At 52.9% G+C, this 24,192-nt stretch carries 23 protein-coding genes, 3 tRNA genes and 2 pseudogenes; 9 read left to right on the top strand and 19 right to left on the bottom strand.

Annotated features, from left to right (window positions below; translation table 11 throughout):
• Nucleotides 1-59: 59 nt before the first annotated feature.
• The 7 genes from napC to napF are packed head-to-tail and all read right to left on the bottom strand — an operon-like array spanning nucleotide 60 to nucleotide 5,926.
• Complete coding sequence (gene napC, locus DRI82_RS11930; protein WP_114193890.1) at nucleotides 60-659, bottom strand: cytochrome c-type protein NapC; 600 nt, start codon at nucleotides 657-659, stop codon at nucleotides 60-62.
• A gap of 8 nt (nucleotides 660-667) precedes the next feature.
• On the bottom strand, nucleotides 668-1,111 hold the full coding sequence (gene napB, locus DRI82_RS11925; RefSeq protein ID WP_114193888.1) for a nitrate reductase cytochrome c-type subunit: 444 nt from the start codon (nucleotides 1,109-1,111) through the stop codon (nucleotides 668-670).
• Nucleotides 1,108-1,971: a quinol dehydrogenase ferredoxin subunit NapH gene (gene napH / locus DRI82_RS11920; protein WP_114193886.1), complete on the bottom strand. Its 864-nt coding sequence runs from the start codon at nucleotides 1,969-1,971 to the stop codon at nucleotides 1,108-1,110. The genes napB and napH overlap by 4 nt, the downstream gene beginning before the upstream one ends.
• Nucleotides 1,958-2,650 (bottom strand): ferredoxin-type protein NapG, encoded by a 693-nt coding sequence (gene napG, locus DRI82_RS11915; RefSeq protein ID WP_114193884.1) that lies wholly within the window; start codon nucleotides 2,648-2,650, stop codon nucleotides 1,958-1,960. The genes napH and napG overlap by 14 nt, the downstream gene beginning before the upstream one ends.
• Before the next feature lie 5 nt (nucleotides 2,651-2,655).
• Nucleotides 2,656-5,142, bottom strand: coding sequence for a nitrate reductase catalytic subunit NapA (gene napA, locus DRI82_RS11910; RefSeq protein WP_114193882.1), 2,487 nt, complete (start codon nucleotides 5,140-5,142; stop codon nucleotides 2,656-2,658).
• Nucleotides 5,139-5,408 carry a chaperone NapD gene (gene napD, locus DRI82_RS11905; protein ID WP_114193880.1) on the bottom strand — a complete coding sequence of 90 codons (270 nt, stop codon included), beginning with the start codon at nucleotides 5,406-5,408 and terminating at the stop codon, nucleotides 5,139-5,141. Before napD ends, napA begins: the two co-directional genes overlap by 4 nt.
• Nucleotides 5,405-5,926 carry a ferredoxin-type protein NapF gene (napF, locus tag DRI82_RS11900; protein WP_114194151.1) on the bottom strand — a complete coding sequence of 174 codons (522 nt, stop codon included), beginning with the start codon at nucleotides 5,924-5,926 and terminating at the stop codon, nucleotides 5,405-5,407. Before napF ends, napD begins: the two co-directional genes overlap by 4 nt.
• Before the next feature lie 300 nt (nucleotides 5,927-6,226).
• On the opposite strand from napF, the gene narQ reads away from it, so the two are divergent.
• Nucleotides 6,227-7,954, top strand: coding sequence for a nitrate/nitrite two-component system sensor histidine kinase NarQ (narQ, locus tag DRI82_RS11895; RefSeq protein WP_114193878.1), 1,728 nt, complete (start codon nucleotides 6,227-6,229; stop codon nucleotides 7,952-7,954).
• 25 nt (nucleotides 7,955-7,979) lie between these two features.
• The gene (narP, locus tag DRI82_RS11890) at nucleotides 7,980-8,612 is read left to right on the top strand and encodes a nitrate/nitrite response regulator protein NarP (protein WP_114193876.1); all 633 of its coding nucleotides are present in this window, start codon (nucleotides 7,980-7,982) and stop codon (nucleotides 8,610-8,612) included.
• Between the two features lie 61 nt (nucleotides 8,613-8,673).
• Here narP and DRI82_RS11885 read toward each other — a convergent pair.
• The 4 genes from DRI82_RS11885 to DRI82_RS11870 form a co-directional block, all read right to left on the bottom strand.
• Nucleotides 8,674-8,750: transfer RNA gene (locus DRI82_RS11885), tRNA-Val, on the bottom strand.
• A gap of 49 nt (nucleotides 8,751-8,799) precedes the next feature.
• Nucleotides 8,800-8,876: transfer RNA gene (locus DRI82_RS11880), tRNA-Val, on the bottom strand.
• A gap of 66 nt (nucleotides 8,877-8,942) precedes the next feature.
• A tRNA-Val gene (locus tag DRI82_RS11875) sits at nucleotides 8,943-9,019 on the bottom strand.
• Nucleotides 9,020-9,231: 212 nt separating this feature from the next.
• Nucleotides 9,232-10,605 carry an MATE family efflux transporter gene (locus DRI82_RS11870; RefSeq protein WP_114193874.1) on the bottom strand — a complete coding sequence of 458 codons (1,374 nt, stop codon included), beginning with the start codon at nucleotides 10,603-10,605 and terminating at the stop codon, nucleotides 9,232-9,234.
• Between the two features lie 265 nt (nucleotides 10,606-10,870).
• Here DRI82_RS11870 and DRI82_RS11860 point away from each other — a divergent pair, with 265 nt between their 5' ends.
• A complete protein-coding gene (locus DRI82_RS11860; RefSeq protein ID WP_114193870.1) occupies nucleotides 10,871-11,524 on the top strand; it encodes a riboflavin synthase subunit alpha in 654 nt (217 codons plus the stop codon).
• Between the two features lie 219 nt (nucleotides 11,525-11,743).
• Nucleotides 11,744-12,883, top strand: coding sequence for a beta-galactosidase BglB (bglB, locus tag DRI82_RS11855; protein WP_114193868.1), 1,140 nt, complete (start codon nucleotides 11,744-11,746; stop codon nucleotides 12,881-12,883).
• A gap of 75 nt (nucleotides 12,884-12,958) precedes the next feature.
• Here the strand turns inward: bglB and cfa are convergent, their stop codons facing one another.
• Nucleotides 12,959-14,110, bottom strand: a complete 1,152-nt coding sequence (gene cfa / locus DRI82_RS11850; protein ID WP_114193866.1) for a cyclopropane fatty acyl phospholipid synthase — start codon at nucleotides 14,108-14,110, stop codon at nucleotides 12,959-12,961.
• Between the two features lie 345 nt (nucleotides 14,111-14,455).
• Nucleotides 14,456-15,664, bottom strand: a complete 1,209-nt coding sequence (punC, locus tag DRI82_RS11845) for a purine nucleoside transporter PunC (protein WP_114193864.1) — start codon at nucleotides 15,662-15,664, stop codon at nucleotides 14,456-14,458.
• A 70-nt stretch (nucleotides 15,665-15,734) separates the two neighbouring features.
• Here punC and DRI82_RS11840 point away from each other — a divergent pair.
• Nucleotides 15,735-16,058: pseudogene (locus tag DRI82_RS11840) on the top strand (LysR substrate-binding domain-containing protein); the annotation flags it as partial.
• A gap of 34 nt (nucleotides 16,059-16,092) precedes the next feature.
• Here DRI82_RS11840 and purR read toward each other — a convergent pair.
• Nucleotides 16,093-17,118, bottom strand: a complete 1,026-nt coding sequence (gene purR / locus DRI82_RS11835; RefSeq protein ID WP_114193860.1) for an HTH-type transcriptional repressor PurR — start codon at nucleotides 17,116-17,118, stop codon at nucleotides 16,093-16,095.
• 340 nt (nucleotides 17,119-17,458) lie between these two features.
• On the opposite strand from purR, the gene cydH reads away from it, so the two are divergent.
• Nucleotides 17,459-17,548 (top strand): cytochrome bd-I oxidase subunit CydH, encoded by a 90-nt coding sequence (gene cydH, locus DRI82_RS11830; protein WP_114193858.1) that lies wholly within the window; start codon nucleotides 17,459-17,461, stop codon nucleotides 17,546-17,548.
• Between the two features lie 168 nt (nucleotides 17,549-17,716).
• Here cydH and DRI82_RS11825 read toward each other — a convergent pair whose 3' ends face one another.
• Entirely contained in the window at nucleotides 17,717-18,550 is an 834-nt protein-coding gene (locus DRI82_RS11825) for a C40 family peptidase (RefSeq protein ID WP_114193856.1), read from the bottom strand.
• A 428-nt stretch (nucleotides 18,551-18,978) separates the two neighbouring features.
• Here DRI82_RS11825 and DRI82_RS11820 point away from each other — a divergent pair, with 428 nt between their 5' ends.
• The gene (locus DRI82_RS11820; RefSeq protein ID WP_114193854.1) at nucleotides 18,979-19,326 is read left to right on the top strand and encodes a Grx4 family monothiol glutaredoxin; all 348 of its coding nucleotides are present in this window, start codon (nucleotides 18,979-18,981) and stop codon (nucleotides 19,324-19,326) included.
• Nucleotides 19,327-19,412: 86 nt separating this feature from the next.
• Here DRI82_RS11820 and rnt read toward each other — a convergent pair.
• The 4 genes and pseudogenes from rnt to DRI82_RS11800 all read right to left on the bottom strand — a co-directional run bounded on the left by rnt (nucleotide 19,413) and on the right by DRI82_RS11800 (nucleotide 22,656).
• A pseudogene (rnt, locus tag DRI82_RS11815) lies at nucleotides 19,413-20,089 on the bottom strand (ribonuclease T).
• Between the two features lie 78 nt (nucleotides 20,090-20,167).
• Nucleotides 20,168-20,575, bottom strand: a complete 408-nt coding sequence (gene gloA / locus DRI82_RS11810) for a lactoylglutathione lyase (protein ID WP_114193850.1) — start codon at nucleotides 20,573-20,575, stop codon at nucleotides 20,168-20,170.
• Between the two features lie 249 nt (nucleotides 20,576-20,824).
• Nucleotides 20,825-21,916 carry an alkene reductase gene (nemA, locus tag DRI82_RS11805; protein ID WP_114193848.1) on the bottom strand — a complete coding sequence of 364 codons (1,092 nt, stop codon included), beginning with the start codon at nucleotides 21,914-21,916 and terminating at the stop codon, nucleotides 20,825-20,827.
• A gap of 125 nt (nucleotides 21,917-22,041) precedes the next feature.
• Nucleotides 22,042-22,656: a TetR/AcrR family transcriptional regulator gene (locus DRI82_RS11800; RefSeq protein WP_114193846.1), complete on the bottom strand. Its 615-nt coding sequence runs from the start codon at nucleotides 22,654-22,656 to the stop codon at nucleotides 22,042-22,044.
• Between the two features lie 241 nt (nucleotides 22,657-22,897).
• Between DRI82_RS11800 and DRI82_RS11795 the strand changes: the two genes are divergently transcribed.
• Nucleotides 22,898-23,137, top strand: coding sequence for a DUF1289 domain-containing protein (locus tag DRI82_RS11795; protein WP_114194149.1), 240 nt, complete (start codon nucleotides 22,898-22,900; stop codon nucleotides 23,135-23,137).
• Between the two features lie 135 nt (nucleotides 23,138-23,272).
• Nucleotides 23,273-24,169 carry an aldo/keto reductase gene (locus DRI82_RS11790; RefSeq protein WP_114193844.1) on the top strand — a complete coding sequence of 299 codons (897 nt, stop codon included), beginning with the start codon at nucleotides 23,273-23,275 and terminating at the stop codon, nucleotides 24,167-24,169.
• Nucleotides 24,170-24,192: the final 23 nt, after the last annotated feature.

Genomic DNA, 24,192 nt, shown 5'->3' with positions numbered 1-24,192 from the left:
AGTCATTGCTGACCCGTATAGTCATCTCTAAATAGTCATCCCCGCGTAAATTGGATGAGTCATGAGCCGCTGTGTACGCCGGTCATGTCCGGTAATTTATGCGCAATGCCTTGATGGCAATCAATACAGGTCTGTCCGGTTTTAATCGCTTCACTATGCTTCTCTGCCGCCACCGTTTTCTGCCCGGAGAAATCCATATAGTCAAAGTTATGGCAGTTACGGCACTCCTGGGAGTTATTGTTTTTCATCCGTCGCCACTCGTTCTGCGCCATCGCCAGCCGATGTGAGTCGAATTTTTGCGGCGTATCGATGCTGCCCAGTATTTTGACGTACAACTCCTTGCTGGCCTGTATTTTTCGCACCATTTTCGGTACAAATTCATGCGGAACGTGGCAGTCCGGGCAGGTTGCGCGCACACCGCTACGGTTGCTGTAGTGCGCGGTGCTCGTATATTCCTGATAGACGTTATCGCGCATCTCGTGGCAACTGATGCAAAACGCTTCGCTGTTGCTCATTTCCATTGTTTTGTTAAAACTCGCCAAAAAGAAAATGCCGCCAGCAAAACCAATAATTAACAGTGTTCCCAACGCCAGGCGGCTTGGCCGCCGCCACCATTGCCATAGTCGGCGTAGCCGTCCCGCTTTTTCAGGTTGTTCCATCGAAGACCTCACTGTCCAAAACCTTTAGAAGGGGCGAAGGTGTTGCCCGTAATCGGCGCGGCATCGGTTTGCGGCACATGGCATTGCAGGCAGAAATAGCGTGCGGGAGCCACATTGCCGAGCACTTTGCCGTCCCTGTCCACAAAATGGGTAGGGCTGACGCGGGGCGCACTGGAGGCGCGATAATTTTCCACATTGTGACATTGCAGACAGCGGTTAAACGTGGCGCTAACCTGATAACCGTCCACGCTGTGGGGGATCATCGGCGGTTGGTTCACATAGTTGAGCGCCATGCGCTCCTGCTGCTTCGGCATCCGATTGTTTCCCGGTTGTGTGACAGACACTTCCGGCGACTGACTCAAGTCGACCTGCGCAGCCGCCATCGCACTGCCCATCATCAGCAGGGCGGTTATCCAGCGTAACCATCCTGTCGTCAGGTTCTGGCTTTTCATGATTTAGCTCCCGAATTCCATCTAAGGGTTATTTTAAAAACGTCTTCAGCGCAGACATCAACGCAGCGTCCGCATGTCATACAATCGCGGTCAGTGACCTGCACCGGGCTCTGCTCATCCAACACCGGCGCGCGCAGCACCTGCGGTTCTGGGCAGACATGAAAACAGTCCATACAACGCGTGCAGCGCTCGCGATCGACCGCATCAACGACCAGCACGCCTTTACTGCCGATGGCGGCATACAGCGCGCCTGTGGGGCACAGATGACCACACCAGCCGTGTTCCACAACGAGCAAATCGAACAGGAAGAGACTCAGCAATAGCCAGATGCCTGCACCGAATCCGAAAATCAACCCTCTTCCTGCCAGCGAAACCGGATTGATCCATTCCCATAGCAGGCTGCCCGTCAGCGTACTGCCCAGCAAAATCACTATCAGCAACAGATAACGCAGCTTGCGTGGGAGCGTGGCGGACGCGGTAATATTGAAGCGGCGACGCAACCAGGCAGCCAGATCGGTAAGCGGGTTAATCGGGCAGACCCAACTGCAAAACAGGCGCTTACCTGATAGCGCATAACCCACCGCGATAATCAGCGCGCCAACCAGTGCGAGCGTTGCGGGCAGGTGACCGCTTGCCAGACTTTGCAGAATCATCAATGGATCGCTGAGCGGAACGGTATCCAACAGTAGGCTGCCGCTGTAATTGCCCCGCAGGATCCACAGACCCAACCACGGCCCGCAGAGAAACATGCCCAGTACCAGAGATTGCGTCAGGCGCCGCCACACCAGCCAGCGATGGCTGCGCCACCAGCCTTTTGTGTCCCGCGCCGCTTGCCCGGCGTCCTGCTTACGATTTGCCATCGTTCGACTCCAGCCAACTGAAACGGTAGTGGTGCCCGAGTTCCCCTTTCGCCAGCGCACGCGGCAACACCTTGATTGCCGCCTGTTCCAGTACGCAGGCTTTTTCGCATTTTCCGCAGCCGGTGCAGATATCGCTATGTACCGTAGGCAGGAAACGGGCGTGCTTGCCGGTGCGGGCATTCCGCTCCGACTCGAGTGTGATGGCGCTGTCGATCAAGGGGCAGACGCGATAGCACACATCGCAGCGCAGTCCCTGATAATTAAGACAGTTTTCCTGATCCATCAGCACTGCCACCCCCATCTTCGCCTCATCGATAGAGCCCAGCGATTGCAATGCGCCACTCGGACAGGCGACGACGCAAGGAATGTCTTCACACATTTCACACGGGATATCACGGGCAACAAAATACGGGGTACCCGCCGCCGGGCCGGACACCAACGTCGCCAGTTTCAGCGTCTGGTACGGACAGACCTGCACACATTGACCGCAGCGTATGCAGGTGCCGGAAAACGCCGCTTCCGCCACTGCTCCCGGCGGACGAAGCCGGAGCACGTCGGCCTGGCTGCGCCGCTGCTGTACGCCAAGTACCACCACCACGGCCGATAACCCGGCAATGGCGCGGACGGTGTCGCGCAGAAAGCGGCGGCGGGCAGGTTGAGGTTTCACCGGGCGAGCCATGTCTGCTACACCTTGGCCAGTTTAACGGCGCATTTTTTAAAGTCCGTCTCTTTGGAGAGCGGATCGGTCGCATCCAGTGTCAGGATGTTGACCAACTGCGCGGCGTCAAAGAACGGCATATACACCAGCCCTTGCGGTGGACGGTTGCGTCCCCGCGTTTCGACAACCGACACCACTTCGCCCCGGCGCGAGATAATCCGCACCTTTTCACCGCGGCGCAGATCGCGCGCTTTGGCATCCAGCGGGTGGATAAACAGCATCGCTTCGGGAACGGCCCGGTGCAGTTCCGGCACGCGGCGCGTCATACTGCCGGTGTGCCAGTGCTCGAGAACGCGACCCGTGGAGAGCCAAAGATCGTATTCACTGTCCGGTGCTTCTGCCGCAGGTTCATACGGCAGCGCGAAAATCACCGCTTTGCCATCTGGTTTGCCATAAAAACGGTATTTTTCCCCGGCTTTGACAAAAGGATCGTGGCCTTCGCTGTAGCGCCACAGGGTTTCCTTGCCATCCACCACCGGCCAGCGCAGCCCGCGTGCCTGATGGTAAGCATCAAACGGTGCCAGATCGTGGCCATGGCCGCGACCAAAGGCGGCGTATTCCTCAAACAGCCCTTTCTGCAAATAGAAGCCGAGCTCACGCGACTCATCGTTCAGTTGATCGTCGGCCAGTTCGGTCACCGGGAAACGCGTAACCTTGTCATTGGCGAACAGCACATCGTAGAGCGTCTTGCCGCGATAGGCCGGTTTCTGCGCCAACAGGGCTTCCGGCCAGACCTCCTCCACAGTGAAGCGTTTGGCGAAGGTGACCAACTGCCAGAGATCCGATTTTGATTCGCCAGGCGCCTTGACCTGCTGACGCCAGAATTGCGTGCGTCGCTCGGCGTTGCCGTAGGCACCTTCTTTTTCCACCCACATGGCGGTCGGCAAAATCAGGTCGGCGGCCAGCGCGCTGATTGTCGGATAGGGGTCGGAGACGATCACGAAATTGCGCGGGTCGTGCCAGCCGGGCATACGATCCTCATTGATCGCCGGCCCCGCCTGCATGTTGTTGTTGCACATGACCCAATAGACGTTGAGCGTGCCGTCTTTCAGCGCGCGATCCTGCGCCACGGCGTGCAGGCCGACTTTGTCTGGAATGGTGCCGGTCGGTAATTGCCACAATGCTTCAGCAATGGCGCGATGTTTCTCATTGGTGACCACCATATCGGCGGGCAGGCGATGGGCAAACGTTCCGACTTCGCGCGCGGTGCCGCAGGCGGACGGTTGTCCGGTCAACGAGAACGGGCCACAGCCAGGTTGGGAAATCTTGCCCGTCAGCAGGTGAAGGTTATAGACCAGGTTATTGGCCCACACCCCGCGCGTATGCTGGTTGAATCCCATGGTCCAATAGGAGACCACTTTTTTCTTTGGATCGGCATAAAGCTGCGCCAGCGCTTGCAGTTGATCGGCTGGCACGCCGCTCAGTGCGGCGGTTTTCTCCAGCGTATATTCGGCGACAAACGCTTTGTATTCTTCAAACTGGATCGGTTCAGAGGCATCGGAGCCGGGGTTTTTCGCCGCTTTTTCCAGCGGGTGCGACGGACGCAAGCCGTAGCCGATATCGGTCGCGCCTTTGCGTAAATTCACATGACGGGCAAAGAATTCCTCATTGACCGCATTATTCTGAATGATGTAATTGGCGATGTAATTGAGAATGGCGAGGTCAGTTTGCGGCGTGAATACCATGCCGTTATCAGCCAGCTCAAAGCTGCGATGCTGGAAAGTGGAAAGCACCGCTACCGTGACATTGGTGTCCGAAAGGCGGCGATCGGTAATGCGCGACCAGAGGATCGGGTGCATTTCTGCCATGTTCGATCCCCACAACACAAAAGCATCGGCCTGCTCGATATCGTCATAACAGCCCATCGGCTCGTCCATGCCGAAGGTGCGCATAAAGCCGACGACGGCTGAAGCCATACAGTGGCGGGCGTTGGGGTCGAGATTGTTGGAGCGAAATCCAGCCTTGAACAGTTTGGCAGCCGCGTAGCCTTCCCAAATGGTCGACTGGCCGGAACCAAACATTCCTATCGATCCCGGGCCTTTCTCTTTCAACGCGGTTTTGAATTTCTCCGCCATCACATCGAAAGCCTGCTCCCAGCTCACCGGGGTAAATTCGCCTTCCTTGTCGTATTTGCCGTCGCGCATACGTAGTAGCGGTTGGGTCACCCGATCCTGGCCGTACATGATCTTCGGCAGAAAATAGCCTTTGATGCAGTTAAGCCCGCGATTCACCGGTGCCTCGGGATCGCCCTGACTGGCGACTATCCGGCCATTTTGCGTGCCAATCAGTACACCACAACCTACGCCGCAGAAACGGCATGGTGCTTTATCCCAGTGGATGGCGTCCTGCGGGCCTGCGACGGCGAGAGCGGTTGTCGGAATAGTCATGCCTGCCGCCGTGGCTGCCGCGGCGGCAGCATTGGCTTTCATAAATTGTCGTCGACTGAGTCTCATGGTGTTTCCTCACCCTGGATTTGTTCATCGAACTGGTGATAAACCAGCGAAACTGCCAGCACGCCTGCGAGATCGCGTACTGACGCCATTTGTTTTAACAGCGATTCTTCTGAGTCCGACTCCAGCACCACGGCCAATTTACCGCTGGCGATATCGCTGACGGCAACGTCACAACCGGGCAGGGAACTCAGCGTTGCGCTCACTTCAGCCAATCGTTCCGTATGGGCTCGAACCACTAAACTGCAAACATGCCAGACTGTATTCATGGGTTTTCCTGTAGCGTTGGGCGGCGCTCTGCCGCTGGACGACTTTCCATTGCAATCGCCCCGGCCGGGCAATACGCGATGCAGGCGCCGCAGGCAGTACAAAGCGCTTCATCGAGCGAAGGGGGAGCGACACGTCGTAACGTTGGGCGAAAGGCGATCGCGCCCGATTCGCAGGCATCCTGACAGCAGCGGCACTCCACCTGATTGAGCGACAAACAGCTACCGCGGATAGTCAGTTGGTAGTTCCACGGCGCTGTATGGCGCGCGGCAAACAATCCTTCTGGGCAGGCGTTGGCGCAGTCGTAGCAAAACAGGCACTCTCCGCGCTGGAAATCGACGAAGGGAAATCCTCCTGGCCCGCGTTGTAAAATCCCGCTTCCACAGGCGGAGATGCAGGCATTGCAGCGTGTACATTGACTGAGGAAATCACTTTCAGCACCGCTCCACGGTGGGCGCAGTGTATTCGCCGCGCAATGTCGGCCACCGGTCAGTAATGAACGCCGCGAAAGGTTGGTCATGGCTGTTTGTTGCTCCAAAGCCAGAAAATACACACAGTTAAATTCCATATAGATCGTGTTGTTATTATATGGATAACACTATGCTTCGCGCAGGGTAGGGGGTAATCACCCTTTAGAGGTAAATGGCGACGTGGGATCAAGCTTATGAGCGATTACGGCGGCGGCACCGATCGGGAGCGTTGAAAATAGGCAGGGTGACGGAGGAAGGGAGGCAGGTCGCAATAACCGCTCAGACCGTTTTCGCCCACGCGGCTTTTTTGTTAGGTTGTCCACACAAAGATAAAGGGATTATTTATTGTGATGGTAAAACGCCCGGTTTCTGCCAGTCTCGCACGCGCATTTTTTTATATCGCCCTGTTATCGCTGCTGACCACCGGCATTGCGTTGCTGACGCTTGCCAGCAGTTTGCGCGATGCGGAAGCGATCAATATCGCCGGTTCGATGCGCATGCAGAGTTATCGTATGGGGTATGATTTACAAGGCAATCGGGCCGAGTTGCTGCAACACAATCAGCTCTATGCGCAAACGCTGGATTCCCCGGTATTTCATCTGTTGAATCGTTGGTATGTGCCGCGCGAGGTGCGTGCGCAGTATGCCGCCTTGCAGCAGAACTGGATAATGATGGATGACCGACTTCGCGCCGGGGATTTGGCGTGGTATCAGAGCAATATCGTCCGCTATGTCACCCAGATCGATCTCTTTGTACTGGCATTGCAGCACTACGCTGAACGCAAGATGATGCTGGTGGTGGTGGCGTCAATCATGGGTTCGTGCGCTATTTTTACCCTGATATTTTTTACGCTGCACCGTATTCGCCGTCAGGTGGTGGTACCCCTTAACAAACTGGTCGCAGCCTGTGCATCCATTGAGCAGGGGAATTTCTCCCATCTGGTTCTGGATACGAACCTGCCCAATGAACTGGGATCGCTGGCTCGCACCTTCGAGCGCATGAGCGACGAATTGCAAAAACTCTATCATTCGCTTGAGGCCAAGGTACGGCAGAAAACGGTGCGATTGCAGGAAGCCAATCGCATGTTGGAAGTGTTGTACAACTGTTCGCAGGCGCTGAATGTTACCACCATCGATCAGCACTGTTTCCAGCAGATCCTACAGATTGTCCACCGCTATGAAACGGTGAGCTGCCTGGAAATGGTGGTCGGGGAGAACTGGTTGTTGTGCGAAGGTACGCCGACTGAGGATCGCGCATGGCAGACGTTACCCATCAGTTTACAGGAAGTGGTTTTCGGGCAACTGCGCTGGCAGGCACCGGAGCAATCATCGTCAGTACAACAACCGTCGGCACAACTGATGCAAAGCGTCGCCAGTATGCTGGGGCGCGGACTCTACTTTAATCAGGCGCAAAAACACTATCAGCAACTTTTGCTGATGGAAGAGCGCGCCACCATTGCCCGGGAGTTGCACGACTCATTGGCGCAGGTGCTTTTCTATCTGAATATCCAGTTGACGCTGTTAAAACGTGCGGTGCCAGAGGAAAACACCCGCGCCAGACAATTTATCGCCGACTTTGAGCAAGCGATGAATGACGCCTATCGCCAGTTGCGGGAACTGCTCGCCACGTTCCGGCAGACCCTGCAACAAGCGGATTTACCCGCCGCGATGCAGGAAATGATTGAACCGTTGCGCGCGCAGACCAGCGCCAAAATTCAGATTAATTGCCGTATTCCGACTCAGGTACTGGACGCTTCGCAACAAGTTCATTTGCTGCAAATTATCCGTGAATCCGTGCTGAACGCGATCAAGCATGCGCAGGCAAACAATATTGTTGTCGATTGCTGGACGCAGTCCGATGGCAGTCATCGGGTTGAGATCCGTGATGACGGGCGCGGTATCGTTAATCGGGAAGAACCCGCGGGGCATTACGGTTTGAATATCATGCAGGAACGCACCGAACGGTTAGGTGGCACGATTGATATCGGGCGTCATCCGCAGGGCGGTACGCTGATTAGCGTCCATTTCATGACACCGACAGCGGAAGTTGAACGCGAAATAAACAATAAAAATAATTAAATCAATAAGAAAATGGAGTTTGAGCATGTTGGGAAAACCAGGTTATCGGGTGATGATCGTTGATGATCATCCGCTCATGCGTCGGGGTATCCGCCAGTTGCTGGAAATGGACGATGCGTTTGATGTGGTCGGCGAAGCCAGCAACGGCGTGGAAGCGGTAAGCCTTGCCAATCGTCTCTCGCCAGACATTATTCTGCTGGATTTGAACATGAAGGGATTGAGCGGCCTGGATACGCTCCACGCGCTGCGCCTTGATGGCATTACCGCCCGGGTGATTGTGCTGACCGTTTCTGATACGCCCAGCGACATTTACGCGCTGGTTGATGCAGGCGCAGATGGCTACCTGCTCAAGGACAGCGCCCCGGAAACCCTGCTGGATGCCATTCGTCACGGTGATGCATTCAGCGAACAGGTTCGGGATGTTTTGCATCGTCGAGGTGAAAAAGAGGATTCGGTATCGCCGTTTGCCGTGTTGACAGAGCGCGAGCTGGATGTGCTGCAAGAGGTGGCGGCGGGCCTGTCGAACAAACAGATCGCTGCGGCACTGTATGTCTCTGAAGAAACGGTAAAAGTGCATATCCGTAATCTCTTGCGCAAATTGAATGTACGTTCGCGCGTTGCGGCAACGGTGCTGTTTCTGGAGACGCGTGGTTTGTAAACGGATGAGTGTCAAAACGGGGTGATGGGTAAAACATGGAGGATATCTGCGCAAACAAGTGTGGTGCGTTCTAATGGACTCGAACCATCGACCCCCACCATGTCAAGGTGGTGCTCTAACCAACTGAGCTAAGAACGCATTACTTGATGATAAAGACAGAGTGCAGAGAGGGACTGGCTGTTTTACCTGGTGCGTCCGAGTGGACTCGAACCACCGACCCCCACCATGTCAAGGTGGTGCTCTAACCAACTGAGCTACGGACGCACAATTTAGGTAAATCAAAGGTATATAGGCAAATCAGAAAAACATTTCAGGCAAATCAGAAAATTTTGGTGCGTCCGAGTGGACTCGAACCACCGACCCCCACCATGTCAAGGTGGTGCTCTAACCAACTGAGCTACGGACGCACTGCTGTTTTCTGCTGCCTCAGGGGGCAGCGGGGACGAATATTAACGAGCTACCCGGTTGCTGGCAAGGGAAAAAATGGAATTTTTCTCCCAAATGCATGTGATTGCTGCGCTTATGCGCACTCCGTCGATTTTTTCAACATTTCCAACGAGGTGACGAGGTGCGCGGAACAGAAAATCACTGCTGGATTTCCTGTTCCGTTTACCCTGAATTAGCGTTCTGCGCGCTGTAAAATCATCTCCGCAGGTAATTTCTGCAGCCAGCGCATACGCAGTGCCATCATGATGGCGGAGAACGTCAGACCGATAATAAAGCCGCACCAGAATCCGCTCGGCCCCATCGCGGGCACAATATAATCCGTCAGCGCCAGAAGATAACCACTCGGCAGCCCCAGCACCCAATATGCCACGAAGGTGATATAGAAAATGGAGCGGGTATCTTTATATCCACGCAATATGCCGCTTCCAATCACCTGAATGGAATCGGAGATCTGGTAAACCGCCGCCAGCAACATCAGGTGTGAGGCCATCGCCACCACCGCCGGGTTCTTGTTATAGAGCAGGGCAATATGCTCGCGAAAGAGCGTAGTGAAAATGGCGGTCATGCAGGCCAGCGCAACGCCGGTCGCCAGACCGGTATACGCCGCGATGCGCGCGGCATCCGGTGAACCTTCCCCCAATCGGTGGCCGACGCGGATGGTTGCCGCAACGCCCAGCGACAGCGGCAACATAAACATCAGCGAACTGAAATTGAGCGCAATCTGGTGGCCTGCAACCGACACAATACCGAGCGGTGACACCAGCAGTGCCACAACAGCAAACAACGTCACTTCAAAAAACAGCGCCAATGCAATCGGCAAACCGAGTTGTGTCATGCGTATGAGCGTCTGTGCGTTCGGTTTTTCAAACGCGTCGGCTGGCTTGAGTTCCAACTGGAGGGCAGAGCGCTTCACATAGACACTCATCGCCAGGAACATGACCCAATACACCGTCCCGGTTGCCACGCCACAGCCTACGCCACCGAGTGCTGGCGCACCGAATTTCCCATAAATGAAAATGTAGTTAACCGGAATATTGACCAGTAATCCAAGAAAACCCACCACCATACCGGGTTTGGTTTTGGACAGTCCTTCGCATCGGTTACGCAACACCTGGAAAAACAGATAGCCCGGCGCACCCCACATAATGGCGTGCAGGAAACCGACCGCTTTCTCGGCGAGCAGCGGATCAACATTGTGCATCCGTTCAATCACCAGATGGCTGTTATACAGCACGGTGATAAGCAGTACGGACAAAATGGAGGCCAGCCAGAACCCCTGGCGCACATGATGGGCAATCCGGTCGCGGCGACCCGAACCGTTCAATTGCGCAATTATTGGCGTCATCGCCAGTAGAATACCGTGACCAAAAAGAATGACCGGTAACCAGATTGACGTCCCGACGGCCACGGCCGCCATATCCGTCGCGCTGACCGAACCAGCCATGATCGTGTCGACAACGCCCATTGCCGTCTGGGATATTTGCGCGATGACGACAGGAAGAGCGAGAGCCAATAAACTACGCGCTTCGTTAATGTACTTCTGCACGCATACACCTCTTTACTATATTCAAGAGCAAAAAAACCATCATTCAAGAGCGAAAAAAACCATCACCAGTAAAAGTGATTTTAAGAAAGTGTGGGATGGGCTGGAAAGATTGTACATATCCCGCCATTTTAAGCAAATTTTGGCGTTAAATATCAAGCTGACACGGTACTGTAATATTTTAGTCCTTACGGTTTGGCTTTCACCTGAATCTGCGGCAAACTGACTTGAGAGGCATTGTCCACGTTTAACTCGAGAGGCATGACATATGTTCACCGGTATTGTTCAGGGTGTTGCTCCCCTGGTTGCTATAGAAGACAAGGCTAATTTCCGTACACACACCGTGCAGCTTCCCGCAGAGATGCTGGCAAATCTGGAGCTCGGGGCGTCCGTCGCCAATAATGGCTGTTGCCTGACGGTGACCGCTATTGAGGGTGATCGCATCAGCTTTGACCTGATTAAAGAGACGCTGCGCCTGACCAATCTTGGTGATCTGCAAGTGGGCAATCTGGTCAATGTCGAGCGCGCAGCGAAATTCAATGATGAAATTGGCGGGCATCTGATGTCGGGCCATATTATGTGTACCGCCGAGATCGTTAAAATCCTGACGTCAGAAAATAACCGCCAGGTGTGGTTCCGTATTGCCAATGAACAGAACATGAAATATATCCTGCACAAAGGATTCATCGGCATCGACGGAATTAGTCTGACGCTGGGCGAAGTGACCCGCAACCGTTTCTGCGTGCATTTGATTCCGGAAACGCTGGAAAGAACCACGCTGGGTAAAAAGCGCCTCGGCGACAAAGTGAATATTGAAATTGATCCGCAAACCCAGGCGGTAGTCGATACCGTAGAACGTGTGCTGGCGCATCGCGATCTGGCGGGCCCCACCGTAAAAACCTTCGGTGAAACTACCCGCTGATTTTGCCGCGTTCAGGCCCTCCCGGTCATCACACTGGCAGTCCGCTGTGCCCCTCAACACGAACCAACAAAGACAAAACTGTGATGACGGTGGCGGGGGCCTTTCTCTTTTTGCCAGTGAAAAACCCTGCATGGCAGTCAGCAAAAGGTGTCGCATGCCGCGAATTACTACACTGTCAGCATTGAACATTTTCCGATTAGCCAGCCAAAGGTGACATGAATGAAAGTATTTAGTGTTAAACACAGTGAACTGCTGCGTCAGCCGGAATACTTTATCACGCGCGATGAAGTGAAGGGATTAATCCATAAGGTAGCGAACAACCTCATCAATATCAAAGATGAAACCGGTGAGTTCCTGCTGCGGCTTGACGATGGGCGGGTTATTGACACTAAAGGCTGGGCCGGTTGGGAGTGGACGCATGGCGTCGGCCTGTATGGCATCTACAAATACTATCAGCAAACCAACGATCCTACCGCGCTGGCGATCATTGATGACTGGTTTGTTGCCCGTCTGGCCGAGCAGATGCCGACCAAGAATGTGAATACAGTTTGCCCATTCCTGACGTTGGCTTACCGCTATGAAGAGACCGGCAATCAGAGCTGGTTGCCTTACCTCGAAGCCTGGGCAGAGTGGGTGATGTACGATATGCCGCGCACCGAAAAGAACGGCTTGCAGCATGTGGTTTACAACAATGAAAACCATCAGCAGATGTGGGACGACACGCTGATGATGAGCGTGCTGCCGTTGGCGAAAATCGGCAAGTTGCTGAATAAACCTGAATATGTCGAAGAAGCCAAGTATCAGTTCATGCTGCATATCCAGTATCTGATGGATCGCGAAACGGGGCTGTGGTTCCACGGCTGGACGTTTGCTGGCAATCATAATTTCGCCAGGGCGCGCTGGGCTCGCGGCAACAGTTGGATCACCGTGGCGATCCCGGATTTTATCGAAATGCTCGATTTGCCTGAGCATGACGCCACGCGCCGCTTCTTGTTACAGGTGCTTGAGAGTCAGATTGCGGCACTTGCCGAGCATCAGCATGCATCGGGACTGTGGCATACGCTGATTGACGATCATGATTCTTACCTGGAAGCGTCAGCCACCGCCGGATTCGCCTACGGTATTCTGAAAGCGGTCCGCAAGCGTTACGTCGACAAGTCTTATGCGCAAATGGGCGTTCGCGCGGTGCAGGGTGTGGTGAAACACATCAATGATCAGGGCGAGTTGACGCAGGTCTCCTTCGGAACGGCGATGGGCAACGATCTGGATTTCTATCGCGAAATTGCGCTGACCTCCATGCCTTACGGCCAGGCCATGGCGATTCTGTGTCTGTCGGAGTATCTGCGGGTCTACATTTAATCGTTGAATAATGACGAGCAGAAAAAAAATGCCGGTCAGAATTCTGACCGGCATTTTTTAATGCGCTATCCGAAATTAACGCGTTACGCGAATACCACCCTCAACGCCCCTTGGGCTAAAAAGAACCTGCCACAACTGAATGTCACGGGCACGGAACGAACCGGCACAGGCATTCAGGTAGTAGCTGAACATACGTTCGAAACGTTCTGAGTATCTTTCTGACAGTTCAGGCCATGCCTGCTGGAAACGTTCATACCAGGACATCAACGTGCGATCGTAATCGGCCCCGATATTGTGCCAATCTTCCATGACGAAATGCCCTTCACTGGCTTGCGCAATATGTATCACCGACGGCAGACAACCATTGGGGAAAATATATTTGTCTATCCAGGGATCAACACTCAAATTGGTTCTATTGGAACCAATGGTATGCAGCAGGAACAGGCCGTCAGGCTTGAGATTACGTTCAACCACGCTGAAATAGGTGGGATAATTTTTGGGGCCGACATGTTCGAACATCCCCACCGACACGATGCGGTCGTACTGCTGATTAAGATCGCGATAATCTTGCAGCAAGATAATGACATCCAGACCTTCACAGCGCTTCTGGGCCATCTTCTGCTGCTCGGCAGAAATGGTGACGCCAGTTACCGAAACACCGTAATGGCGCGCTGCGTACTCAGACAATCCGCCCCAACCGCAGCCAATATCCAGCAGGGTCATCCCCGGCTGCAATTGCAGTTTGTCGCAGATTAATTTCAGTTTCGCTTCCTGGGCCTGCTCCAGCGTTGCTGCATCTTTCCAGTAAGCACAGGAGTATTGCATGTAAGGGTCGAGCATTTTGGCAAAGAGATCGTTACCTAAATCGTAATGCTCTTTGCCAACAATCCAGGCTCTTTTTTTGGATTGCAGATTGGTCAGACGGGCCGCGGCTATGCGCAGCGTATCTTTCAGGTGATGGGGCAGTTTTCTTTCAAGTCCGGCGTGCAGCACTTTATGGAAAAAAGTGTCCAGTCGTTCACATTCCCACCAGCCGTCCATATAGCTTTCGCCGAGGCCAAGTGAACCTTCTTGCAAAACTCGCTTAAAAAAATCCGGATTATTCACTTTAATATCGAACGGTCGTGATCCGTTGATTTCGATATCGGCCATGCCGAGCATCTCATGAACAATCCGGTACCATTGGTTGTCATGAATACTCAGGTCTTCTATACATGATGAACTCATAGCTTCTCCACCTCTTTCTCTTCTGGCTTATAACCTGCAAGGAAAAGCATAGACAATATTTGCAGGCGTATATGAGAACCAGCGGTTGGTCCGCAGTATCTGATATCCGATTATGAACAGAGGAAAATTTTGAAGAACTCCGGTTACTCGCTGGCAACGGGAGAGGTCCATCCTTGAACGATAAAGTGTGACGCGTTCCACGCCACAAAAACATGCTGATAATAAAAGTTTTGTAAAAGTGTTATTAATAGTGGTTGGAATTGAGTATAGGCGCGGCGGATGTGATTCTCAATAATAAATCACATCCAACCAACATATTATTTAAGTGATTATTAACAAAGGAAATTATGACGCAGAGTTAGCATGTGCGGTTTGACTCTTCAACTGTTTCCCATCACCCACCCGACGTTTTTGCAGTAAATATCCCGTCCCCGCCAATACGGCGGTTGAGAGCATCACCGTTACCGTTGCCAGCAATGCATTCGCAATAAACGCAGAGACAATCACACTGGCGATAAAACATAACCCCAGTTGCAGTGTATTTTGCAGTGCTGCCGCTTTGCCCGTACTTCCCGTGAAGGGCGTGAGTGCGTTGGCTACCGCAATCGGATAAATTGCCCCATTGACCAGCGCCATAATACAGAACGGAATCAGCAGCATGAGCAGCGTTGGCTGGGTGAGAACGGCAATCAGATACAACGCCATCATACTGAGCGCATAACAAACCAACAGCCATGGCAGCAACGTTTTCCCCGCGATGCGGGCTATCGCCATGCGGTAGCCATAACCGCCCAATAAAAAGGCCACGGTTTGCGGAACATAGCTCAAGCCAATGTCATTGGGGCTGTATCCCATGTTTGCCAGAATGAAAGGAGAACCGGTCAGCCAGGCAAAGAAACCCGCTGAGCAGGCGGCAAAAATCAGCACGTTACCTGAGAAGACCGTTGATGACAGCAAGCTGAAGAACCCAACATTGTCAGCAGTTTTCTGCTGTCTGACGGTACGCCTCTCGCGCAAAAACAGCGTCGGGACCAACAGCAGCAAACTGACGATCAGCAACACCCCAAAAATTGCCCGCCAACTGAGGTGGTTCAGCGTCCATGCGCCCAGCAACGGTGCCAGCGCGGGGGAGAGCGCAACCAGCGGCATGATGGTGGCGAAAACCCGGTTGGATTGACCATCGCGATAACGATCAACCACCAACGCTTGCCAGCTCACGGCAGCGGAACACACGCCCACCGCCTGAATAAAGCGCAGCACTAATAGTTGCGTACTGGTGGTGATCCAGAAAATACCCAGACAGCCCATCGCAAACAACGTCAATCCCATAATCAGCACAGGTTTGCGGCCAATGCGATCGGAGAGCGTTCCCCAAACCAGTTGGGCGCAGGCGAAGCCGGCAAGGAAAATACTCAGGCTGGCGCTGATGGAGCCAGCAGAAGCCTGGAGATCGTTTTGCATGGCACTAAACGCGGGCAGGTACATATCGATAGCTAAAAAGCCAAGCATGCTCAACCCGGCAAGGTAGAACATGAAAGCAGGGGACTTCTTCATAGATTGGATCTCGTTATTCTTGGCAGCAGATGAATTTATTTTAGGAATTAGAACGGGCGAAGTGTAATCGTCTTGCTGCCTCGAAGATACCTCGCGAACGTTACCCAAGCGTGACACCTGGATGTTGGACAATCAGCGCCAACTGGTGGTGCCAGACTGGATCAGTGCGATCGACTGCCTGTGCGCCGGGTTTTGCGTGGGCATGCTGCCTTCGCATTTGGCGCAGCCGTTGATCGATGACGGTTACTTACAGTCGTTGTCATTGGCGCAGCTTTTCCCACAGAGCACCTGTTGCCTGACGTGGGAACACCAGAACCCGTCACTGGCGCTGGCGTGGTTACTGGCATATTTGGGCGACAGTGAAAGCTTGAATCAGGAATGGCTCGGCGGCTGAATCAATGATGACTCTGCCGCCAGGCAATGGACTCTTAGCGGCGGTAATCGCGGAATGGGCCGTCTGCCACGGAGCGGCGTTCAACCAGTTTTGGATGCACTTCAATAGTCTGCGACTCTTCACGTTTACTGACGATGCGATCTAACAGCATGGCGAATGCACTTTCACCCAGACGCTCTTTTGGCTGATGGATGGTGGTCAATGCCGGAGAGAAATAACGCGCATTGCGGACATTATCATAACCGATCACGGAAATATCCTGCGGGACGCGCAGGCCCAGCTCATCGGCCGCACAGATCGCGCCCATCGCCATAATATCCCCCCCGCAGAATACTGCGGTAGGGCGCTGCTTCTGCGTCAGAATCTGGTGCATCGCTTTGTAACCGGATTCAGGCTCAAAATCGCCCTGAACCACCCACTCATCGCGAACCTCGACATCGGCTTCCGCCAGGGCTTTCAGGAAGCCCTGATGACGGCCACCACCGGTATTGCGCGAAAGCTGCCCGGGGATAATGCCAATGTCACGGTGACCGCGTTCGATCAGGTATTTTCCGGCGATGTATCCGCCTTCGAAGGCGTTATCGATAATCGAATCGGTGAAATCGCTGCGGGAAGAGCCCCAATCCATGACCACCATGGGAATATTCCGGTACTCGTCCAGCATCCCCAGCAACTGGTCGGGATACTCGGAACACATCACCAGCAGGCCATCGACGCGTTTTTGCGCCAGCATCGCCAGATACGCCTGCTGCTTAGCGAGGTTATTGTGCGAGTTGCACAGAATCAGCGTATAGCCTTTGCTATAGCAACTGTTCTCTACGGCTTCGATCACTTCGGCAAAATAGGGGGCTTCGCTTGACGTTGCCAGCAGGCCGATGGATTTGGTGTGGTTGACTTTCAGGCTGCGCGCCACAGCGCTGGGAGAATAGTGCAGCTCTTTAATCGCTGCCCAAACGGCAGTCTTGGTATCTTCGGCGACGAAACGCGTTTTATTAATAACGTGTGACACGGTGGTCGTCGAAACGCTAGCGCGTTTGGCGACATCTTTAATCGTTGCCATAGTAAGAATGACTCCTGATGCTACATGTTACAGCACGTAAGCAGTATGTTAATCGTTTGCCTGCGTTTATTCTCCTGCCCACCGGTAAGATATCAGTGAATTCGGGGAAGAGAGGGCGATTTGCTTTCGCGCCAGTGAATGAGTTGGCGAACGCTGCCGGGTACGCAGTGTGTAAACCGCGAATTTTCACTCATATTGAGTAAAAGGGGAAGCGAAAAAAGTGCTTGTTTAATCAGTAATGAACGGAAGATTTTCTTGATAAAGTATGAGAAAATGAGTTAACGCACAAAATGTGTGCCTATACGCCCACGCTAAAATTGATCTGCTGAGGAGTTTCTATATGGATACCGATCTGAAAATGTCGCTGCTGACTACCGTTGGTGCACTGGTAATGATCATTATATTCAGTTTCATTGCTGTCCTGAATTAATACGGTTCAGGAGAGGCGGAAAACACGCCTCTCCTGACTGTTCTGCGAGCAGGTAAGAGTAGGTAAATCGTTCTATCCCGTCGAAAGTGTTTTGCCATCCCATCCCGTTCCCACTGGCCCAACCTAAAACCCGCCATTCACCGATGCTAATGTGATGTAAATACCAGGTTAGCGGATCGTTTTAGGCGTTACTACCCGGCGCGCGCCGACATAGTGATCCTGCCAGTAATCGTTATTCAGGAAGCTGATGCGGATTTCTTCACCGGTGCGCGGTGACTGAATGAATTTGCCGTTGCCAAGGTAAACGCCAACGTGATCGGCCGCACCCCGGTTATTGATGCGGAAGAAGACCAGATCACCGGTTTCCAGTTCGGCACGGTTAATCGGTGCGGCATCGCGCAAGTGATACATCTCATTGGCGGTGCGCGGCATTTTAATGCGAACCACATCTTTGTAGGCGTAATAGATCAGGCCGCTACAGTCAAAACCGGTATTGGGTGACGTTCCGCCCCAGCGATAGGGTTTGCCCATCTGGCTCATCAGTTTGTTCATTGCGGTCTGCTTGGCGTGTTGATAACGCTTTTTATGCGCGGGACTGAGAACGAGAGGTTTGCTGCGGGCGTTGCTGGCGAGCTCCATCTCGGGTTTGGCTTTAATACGCTGCCGACCATATCCTTTTTTGTAGCCTTTCTTCGGTGGCGTCACTTTAGCCACTTTTACCGGACGTGTAGTGGAGGTTTTCCGGCTTACTTTGGTGGTTTTGAGTTTCTTTTCAGTCGTTGTTTTCTGTTTGGTTGCTGCCGTTTCTTTCACTGGACTGGATTTTACTTTCTTGCTGCTGGTTTTTACGGGTTGCTTTCGTTTTTTACGGTCGTCGGTTTTGGCTTCGCTGACATGGCTCTTTTTCTGATCGGCAGCAACGCGAGTTTGTGGCGACGCATGCGCCAGATTCAGAAATAGCTGGGTAAACAGAAGCACAAAAAGCGTAACAATTAGACGCATGACGACGTTACCAAAAGTGATTCCAAAAGAACTTCACAAGAGCCTCATTATTGCCGAAACTCACCGTTCAAAAAAGCATTAAGCCCATTGATTCTAATTCATATTGTGAGAAAAAGTTAATAGCTTTTTTTCAGGAGATAAATTAGCCGGTTTTTGTTTCATTAGTAACCATTAGTCAAGGACTTAGCTTATTCCAAAGCGTTATGGGAAAGCATGAAGATGTTAGTGAAAAGCGTGGGTTAAAAATGTTATTCTATATGGATGTTTAAATAACGTGTCGCTGGCTGGTGGTAAACATCCCCGCCACCATGGGCAATAACCTTGCAAAAAATGGCGTTTTTATCCGGTCGCTGCCATCGTTACAATAGGCGTATGCCAGATAAAGTGATGCATGTTATAGCCAGCGTATGGCTTGAGGAAGCAAGACAATGACGACAATTGAAAAAATCCAGACCCAGATCGCCGATAACCCGATTCTGCTGTACATGAAAGGCTCACCGAAATTGCCAAGCTGCGGTTTCTCCGCGCAGGCTGTACAAGCACTCTCTGCCTGTGGCGAGCGCTTTGCCTATGTCGATATTTTGCAGAACCCGGATATCCGCGCCGAATTACCGAAATACGCTAACTGGCCGACGTTCCCGCAGTTGTGGGTCGATGGCGAGTTGGTTGGCGGGTGCGACATCATCATGGAAATGTACCAACGTGGTGAACTGCAGCCCCTGATTAAAGAGACCGCAGAGAAATATAAATCTCAGGAAGAAAACAGCGGTAACTGAGTCACGTCACGCCAATAAATAAAATGCAATCGGGCGACCACTAGGGTCGCCCGATTTACATTTTGCCCCGAATTCAGCGGGCACATCTACTCTTCGGCGATTGCCAGAGGCCAGCCGCCCAATCGCTTCCAGCGGTTTACCAACTCGCAGAACAGCAGGGCAGTTTGCTCGGTATCGTAGAGTGCTGAATGTGCCTGTGTGCTGTCGAACTCGATGCCTGCAGTCAGACAGGCTTTTGCCAGCACGGTTTGCCCCAGTACCAGACCGCTCAATGCCGCAGTGTCAAACGTGGCAAAGGGATGGAACGGGTTTCGTTTCAAACTACCGCGATCGGCTGCCGCCATGACAAAGCTGTGATCGAAATTGGCGTTGTGCGCAACAATAATGGCTCGATTACAGTTTTGATCTTTAATACCTTTGCGCACCATTTTGAAGATGGCGTGCAGCGCATCATATTCACTGACCGCACCGCGCAAAGGGTTATGTGGGTCGATGCCGTTGAACGCCAACGCTTCAGGTTGGAGCAGGGCACCTTCAAAGGGGTCGACATGAAAATGCAATGTTTCATCCCGCACTAGCCAACCTTGTTCATCCATACGCAGCGTAATTGCCGCGATCTCGAGCATGGCATCTGTCTTGGCGTTGAAGCCTGCAGTTTCTACATCAATAACAACGGGATAAAACCCACGAAAACGACCACTCAGGGCGTTAAGATCACTATTTTCAGCCATAGATTTTTTTCTTCATCGAATTCAGCGCGCATTATGGCAAATTTCACAGCCGGTTGCAGAAGGGATTTTTGCAGGGAAAGAGAAGGGCGCATATAAGCGCCCGAAGAGAATTAATGCCCCAGACCTTGACCAGCCTGCTTATTCTCAATCAATTCAATTTTGTAACCATCCGGATCTTCCACAAAAGCGATAATGGTCGTACCGCCTTTGACCGGACCGGCTTCACGGGTCACTTTACCACCGACGTTGCGAATCCGATCGCAAGTCGCGGCCACATCATCAACGCCCAGCGCCAGATGGCCGAACGCATTACCGTGATCATAGCTCTCGACGCCCCAGTTATAGGTCAATTCGATCACCGCACCTTCGGTCTCTTCGGTATAGCCCACAAATGCCAGGGAGTATTTGTACTCGGTATTTTCGCTGGTACGCAGCAAGCGCATGCCTAATACCTGGGTATAGAAATCGATAGAACGCTGAAGGTTACCGACGCGGATCATGGTATGGAGTAAGCGCATAATTTCCTCTGGTTGTCAGTTGTAACCGCAGTAGGGATCATCGCCTTCGGCACGCGTATGCAGAGCCAGAAGCGGATGTTGGATGCGGTATGATTAAAACAGGGTTTCATTACAGTATATACCCTTTGTACTTGAAATTGCAGGGGGCGTTGGCTCCGCTCCCTTGTCCGATCGCTGACGGGGGCAATGCATCGGGATCTACAAAGGCCGCGCGTTGCGGCCTCTACAAGATGAGAACGAACGAAAGAATTACAGGGTAGGGTAATCCGTATAACCTTCGGCTCCGCCGCCGTAGAACAGCTCGGGTTTAGGCTCGTTCAGCGAGGCATGTTGCTGTAAGCGCTCAACCAGATCCGGATTGGAGATGTAACTGCGACCGAACGCGACCGCATCGATGAAGCCTTTCTGCATCAGCTCTTCACCTTTCTCGGCCGTGTAGGCACCGGCTCCGACAATCACACCCTGATAGCGGGCACGGACGGCGTCACGGAACTGCTCGGAATACGGTTTGCCACCTGCCCAGTCCGGTTCGGAAATGTGCAGATAGGCCAGTTTGCGTTTATTCAATTCTTCAATCAAATACAGCGCGGCTTCTTCCTGATCTTCACCGTTATCCAGGCCGTTGAATGGACCCAGCGGGGAAATGCGGATCCCGACGCGATCGGCACCAATTTCGGCAACCGTGGCGTCAACCACTTCCAGGGTCAGGCGGGTGCGGTTTTCAATACTGCCGCCGTACTGGTCGGTACGTTCGTTAGACGCTGGTGACATAAACTGATGCAGCAAATAACCATGGGCCGCATGCAGTTCGATATAGTCGAAGCCAGCGGTAACGGCATTGGCTGCCGCCTGACGGAAATCATTAACGATCCCTGGGATTTCACTCAGTTCCAGCGCGCGTGGCAGGGAGCAAGGAACACGTACCCAGTCGCCTTTTTCATCACGTACCGTAGTACGCGTCTCGGCAGCAATGGCGGATGGTGCGACAGGCGCTTGCTGACCCGGTTGCAGGCTCTTGTGGGAAATACGGCCAACGTGCCACAGTTGCACAGCGATATGCCCCTGTTTTTCATGGACTTTCGCAGTAATTTTCTTCCACGCTGCGATCTGCTCCGGCGTGTGTAAACCCGGTGCGCCCGCATAACCTTTCGCCTGGAAGGATATCTGAGTTGCTTCCGTCACAATCAGTCCTGAACTGGCACGCTGCGAGTAATATTCGCCCATCAATGGCGTAGGAATATCACCTGGTTCAATGCTGCGCAGGCGGGTCAGTGGAGCCATGAATATACGGTTTGGCAGTGTTTTTGCGCCAACCGTAATGGGGGAAAAGAGTTTGCTCATAGTGGTCCTGTTTCCTTTAAATAGACTGGTCGACTAGTAGAGAGTAAAACTACCACCCAATGGGTGCTAACTTTCCGTCCCCGCGGGCGAATCGAGAGTAAAACGTCGTGATGCAAATTTACTGTTTAGGGCTTACTGTTTAGGGGCAGCAGCAGTTCCACGGCTTCCAGCGCGATGCTCAGTGGTGCAATGGAACGTTTGATTTTTGCCCGGAGCGACGCACCCAGCCACAGTGCGTACAGCGTTTCCGCCGTCGCTGCCGGGCTAAGGGCTATGCTCAGGGACTGCTCGGTGATCCCTTGTTCAAGTGCATCCTGCAAGCGCCCAATAATGCGGGCGGTCCCTTGTTCCAATGCATGACGCATTGGCTCGGATAAATCGCTGACCTCAGCGGAGAGCTTGACCGCCAGACAGGCGTTATGGCATTCGCTGTGACAATAGTTGGTAATGGATTGTGCATAGTACGACAGCAAATGCTGGCGCTGATCGCGCTGTTTATCGCTGAAAAGCGTCGCAAGCTGCTTGTCATAACAGTCAAAATAGCGCTGCAACATCGCCTCACCAAAGGCTTCCTTGGATCGGAAGTAGTGATAGAAAGAGCCTTTAGGCACGCCCGCGGTTTTCAAAAGCTCGGTTAGCCCCATACCGGTAAAGCCGAGTCTCAGACTCAGTTCTTCGCCAGTGGCGAGCAGATGTTCACGCGTATCGACGTGAGGATGTGATTGCAGTTGTTTGTTCATAGGACAAAGCGTAATAGACCGATCGGTCTAGGTCAAGAAAAAAAAGCGGACAGTCTGAGATAATCAGAGATGCTGACGGAGATATACGCGACCAGAGGCGATCCGATCGGATTTTCACGGCATAGTGGAACAATAGTGGAATAGAGGCAACGGGCGCAAATTGTGGTCTCGATGGCGCAAAATACTTGCCAGTCAGCAAAAATGCATCTTCAATGAGATCTACGGTGAACGTGGAGGCGTTGTGGCAGAGCAACTTGAGTTTTTTGACATCCCCAGTCCTTGCCGCGGCATTTGTCAGGCCGATGAAAGAGGCTACTGTCGAGGCTGCCTGCGCAGTCGCGATGAGCGCTTTGGCTGGATGAAAATGACCGATGCTGAAAAACGCCGGGTTTTGCATTTATGCCACCAGCGTTGGTTGCGTCTGCAACGTGCCGCCAAAAAGATCGACGATCCCGCCCCAGAACAGCCCTCTCTGTTTTAACCCCTTGATTTTAAAAACTGTCCGGTAGGTTTTCATCATTACTTACTTATTTTGTCGCCCCCGGGACAATTTAAATTTCTGCTGTCAGGTCCAGTTGTGTATTCTTGGCGGAGAAGATCAACCGAGGAATCCTACATGAAGCAACGCAGCCAAGTCTCTGTGCAAGGCCCTGAATTTTCGAGCATGATTTGTGGTTACTGGCGTTTGATGGAATGGAATATGACGCCGCAGGCGTTGTTGACCTTTATCCAGCAGCACCTGGAGTTGGGCATTACAACGGTTGACCATGCCGATATTTACGGTGGCTATCAGTGTGAGCACGCGTTTGGAGAGGCGATAAAGCTGAAACCAGAATTACGCGATCAACTGCAAGTGGTCAGTAAATGTGGCATCGCCACCACGGCCAAAGCCGAAAATGCCCTGGGTCATTACATCACCGATAGCCAATACATTATTGCCAGTGCCGAGAAATCGCTGACCAATCTGCATATTGACGCTCTCGATCTGCTGCTGATACATCGTCCCGATCCGTTGATGGATGCCGATGAAGTGGCTGAAGCCTTTACCCAGTTGCATCAAAGCGGCAAAGTCCGTCATTTTGGGGTATCCAATTTCACCCCGGCGCAGTTCAACCTGCTGCAATCACGTTTGCCTTTCCCATTGGCGACCAATCAGGTGGAGATTTCGCCGCTCCATCAGCCCGCGATTCTTGATGGTACGCTGGATCTCTGCCAGCAACTGCGCATCAAGCCGATGGCCTGGTCCTGCCTCGGCGGTGGGCGTCTGTTCAATGATGCCGGGTTCCAACCTTTGCGCGATGAGTTGCACGCTGTCGCAGAAGAGATTGGCGCTGACAATATTGAGCAGGTGGTGTATGCGTGGGTTATGCGTCTGCCGAGTTCACCGCTGCCGATCATCGGTTCCGGCAAAATTGAACGGATACGCTCGGCGCATCGCGCATTATCACTGAGCCTGACGCGTCAGCAGTGGTTTCGCATTCGTAAAGCGGCGTTGGGTTACGATGTTCCATAATTAAGCGACGCATTTTCATCAAA

Source organism: Edaphovirga cremea, assembly GCF_003332275.1.
In the GTDB taxonomy this organism is placed as follows: domain Bacteria; phylum Pseudomonadota; class Gammaproteobacteria; order Enterobacterales; family Enterobacteriaceae; genus Edaphovirga; species Edaphovirga cremea.
Note: the sequence above shows the minus strand (reverse complement) of the source record. Positions and strands in the feature narration are given on the sequence as shown.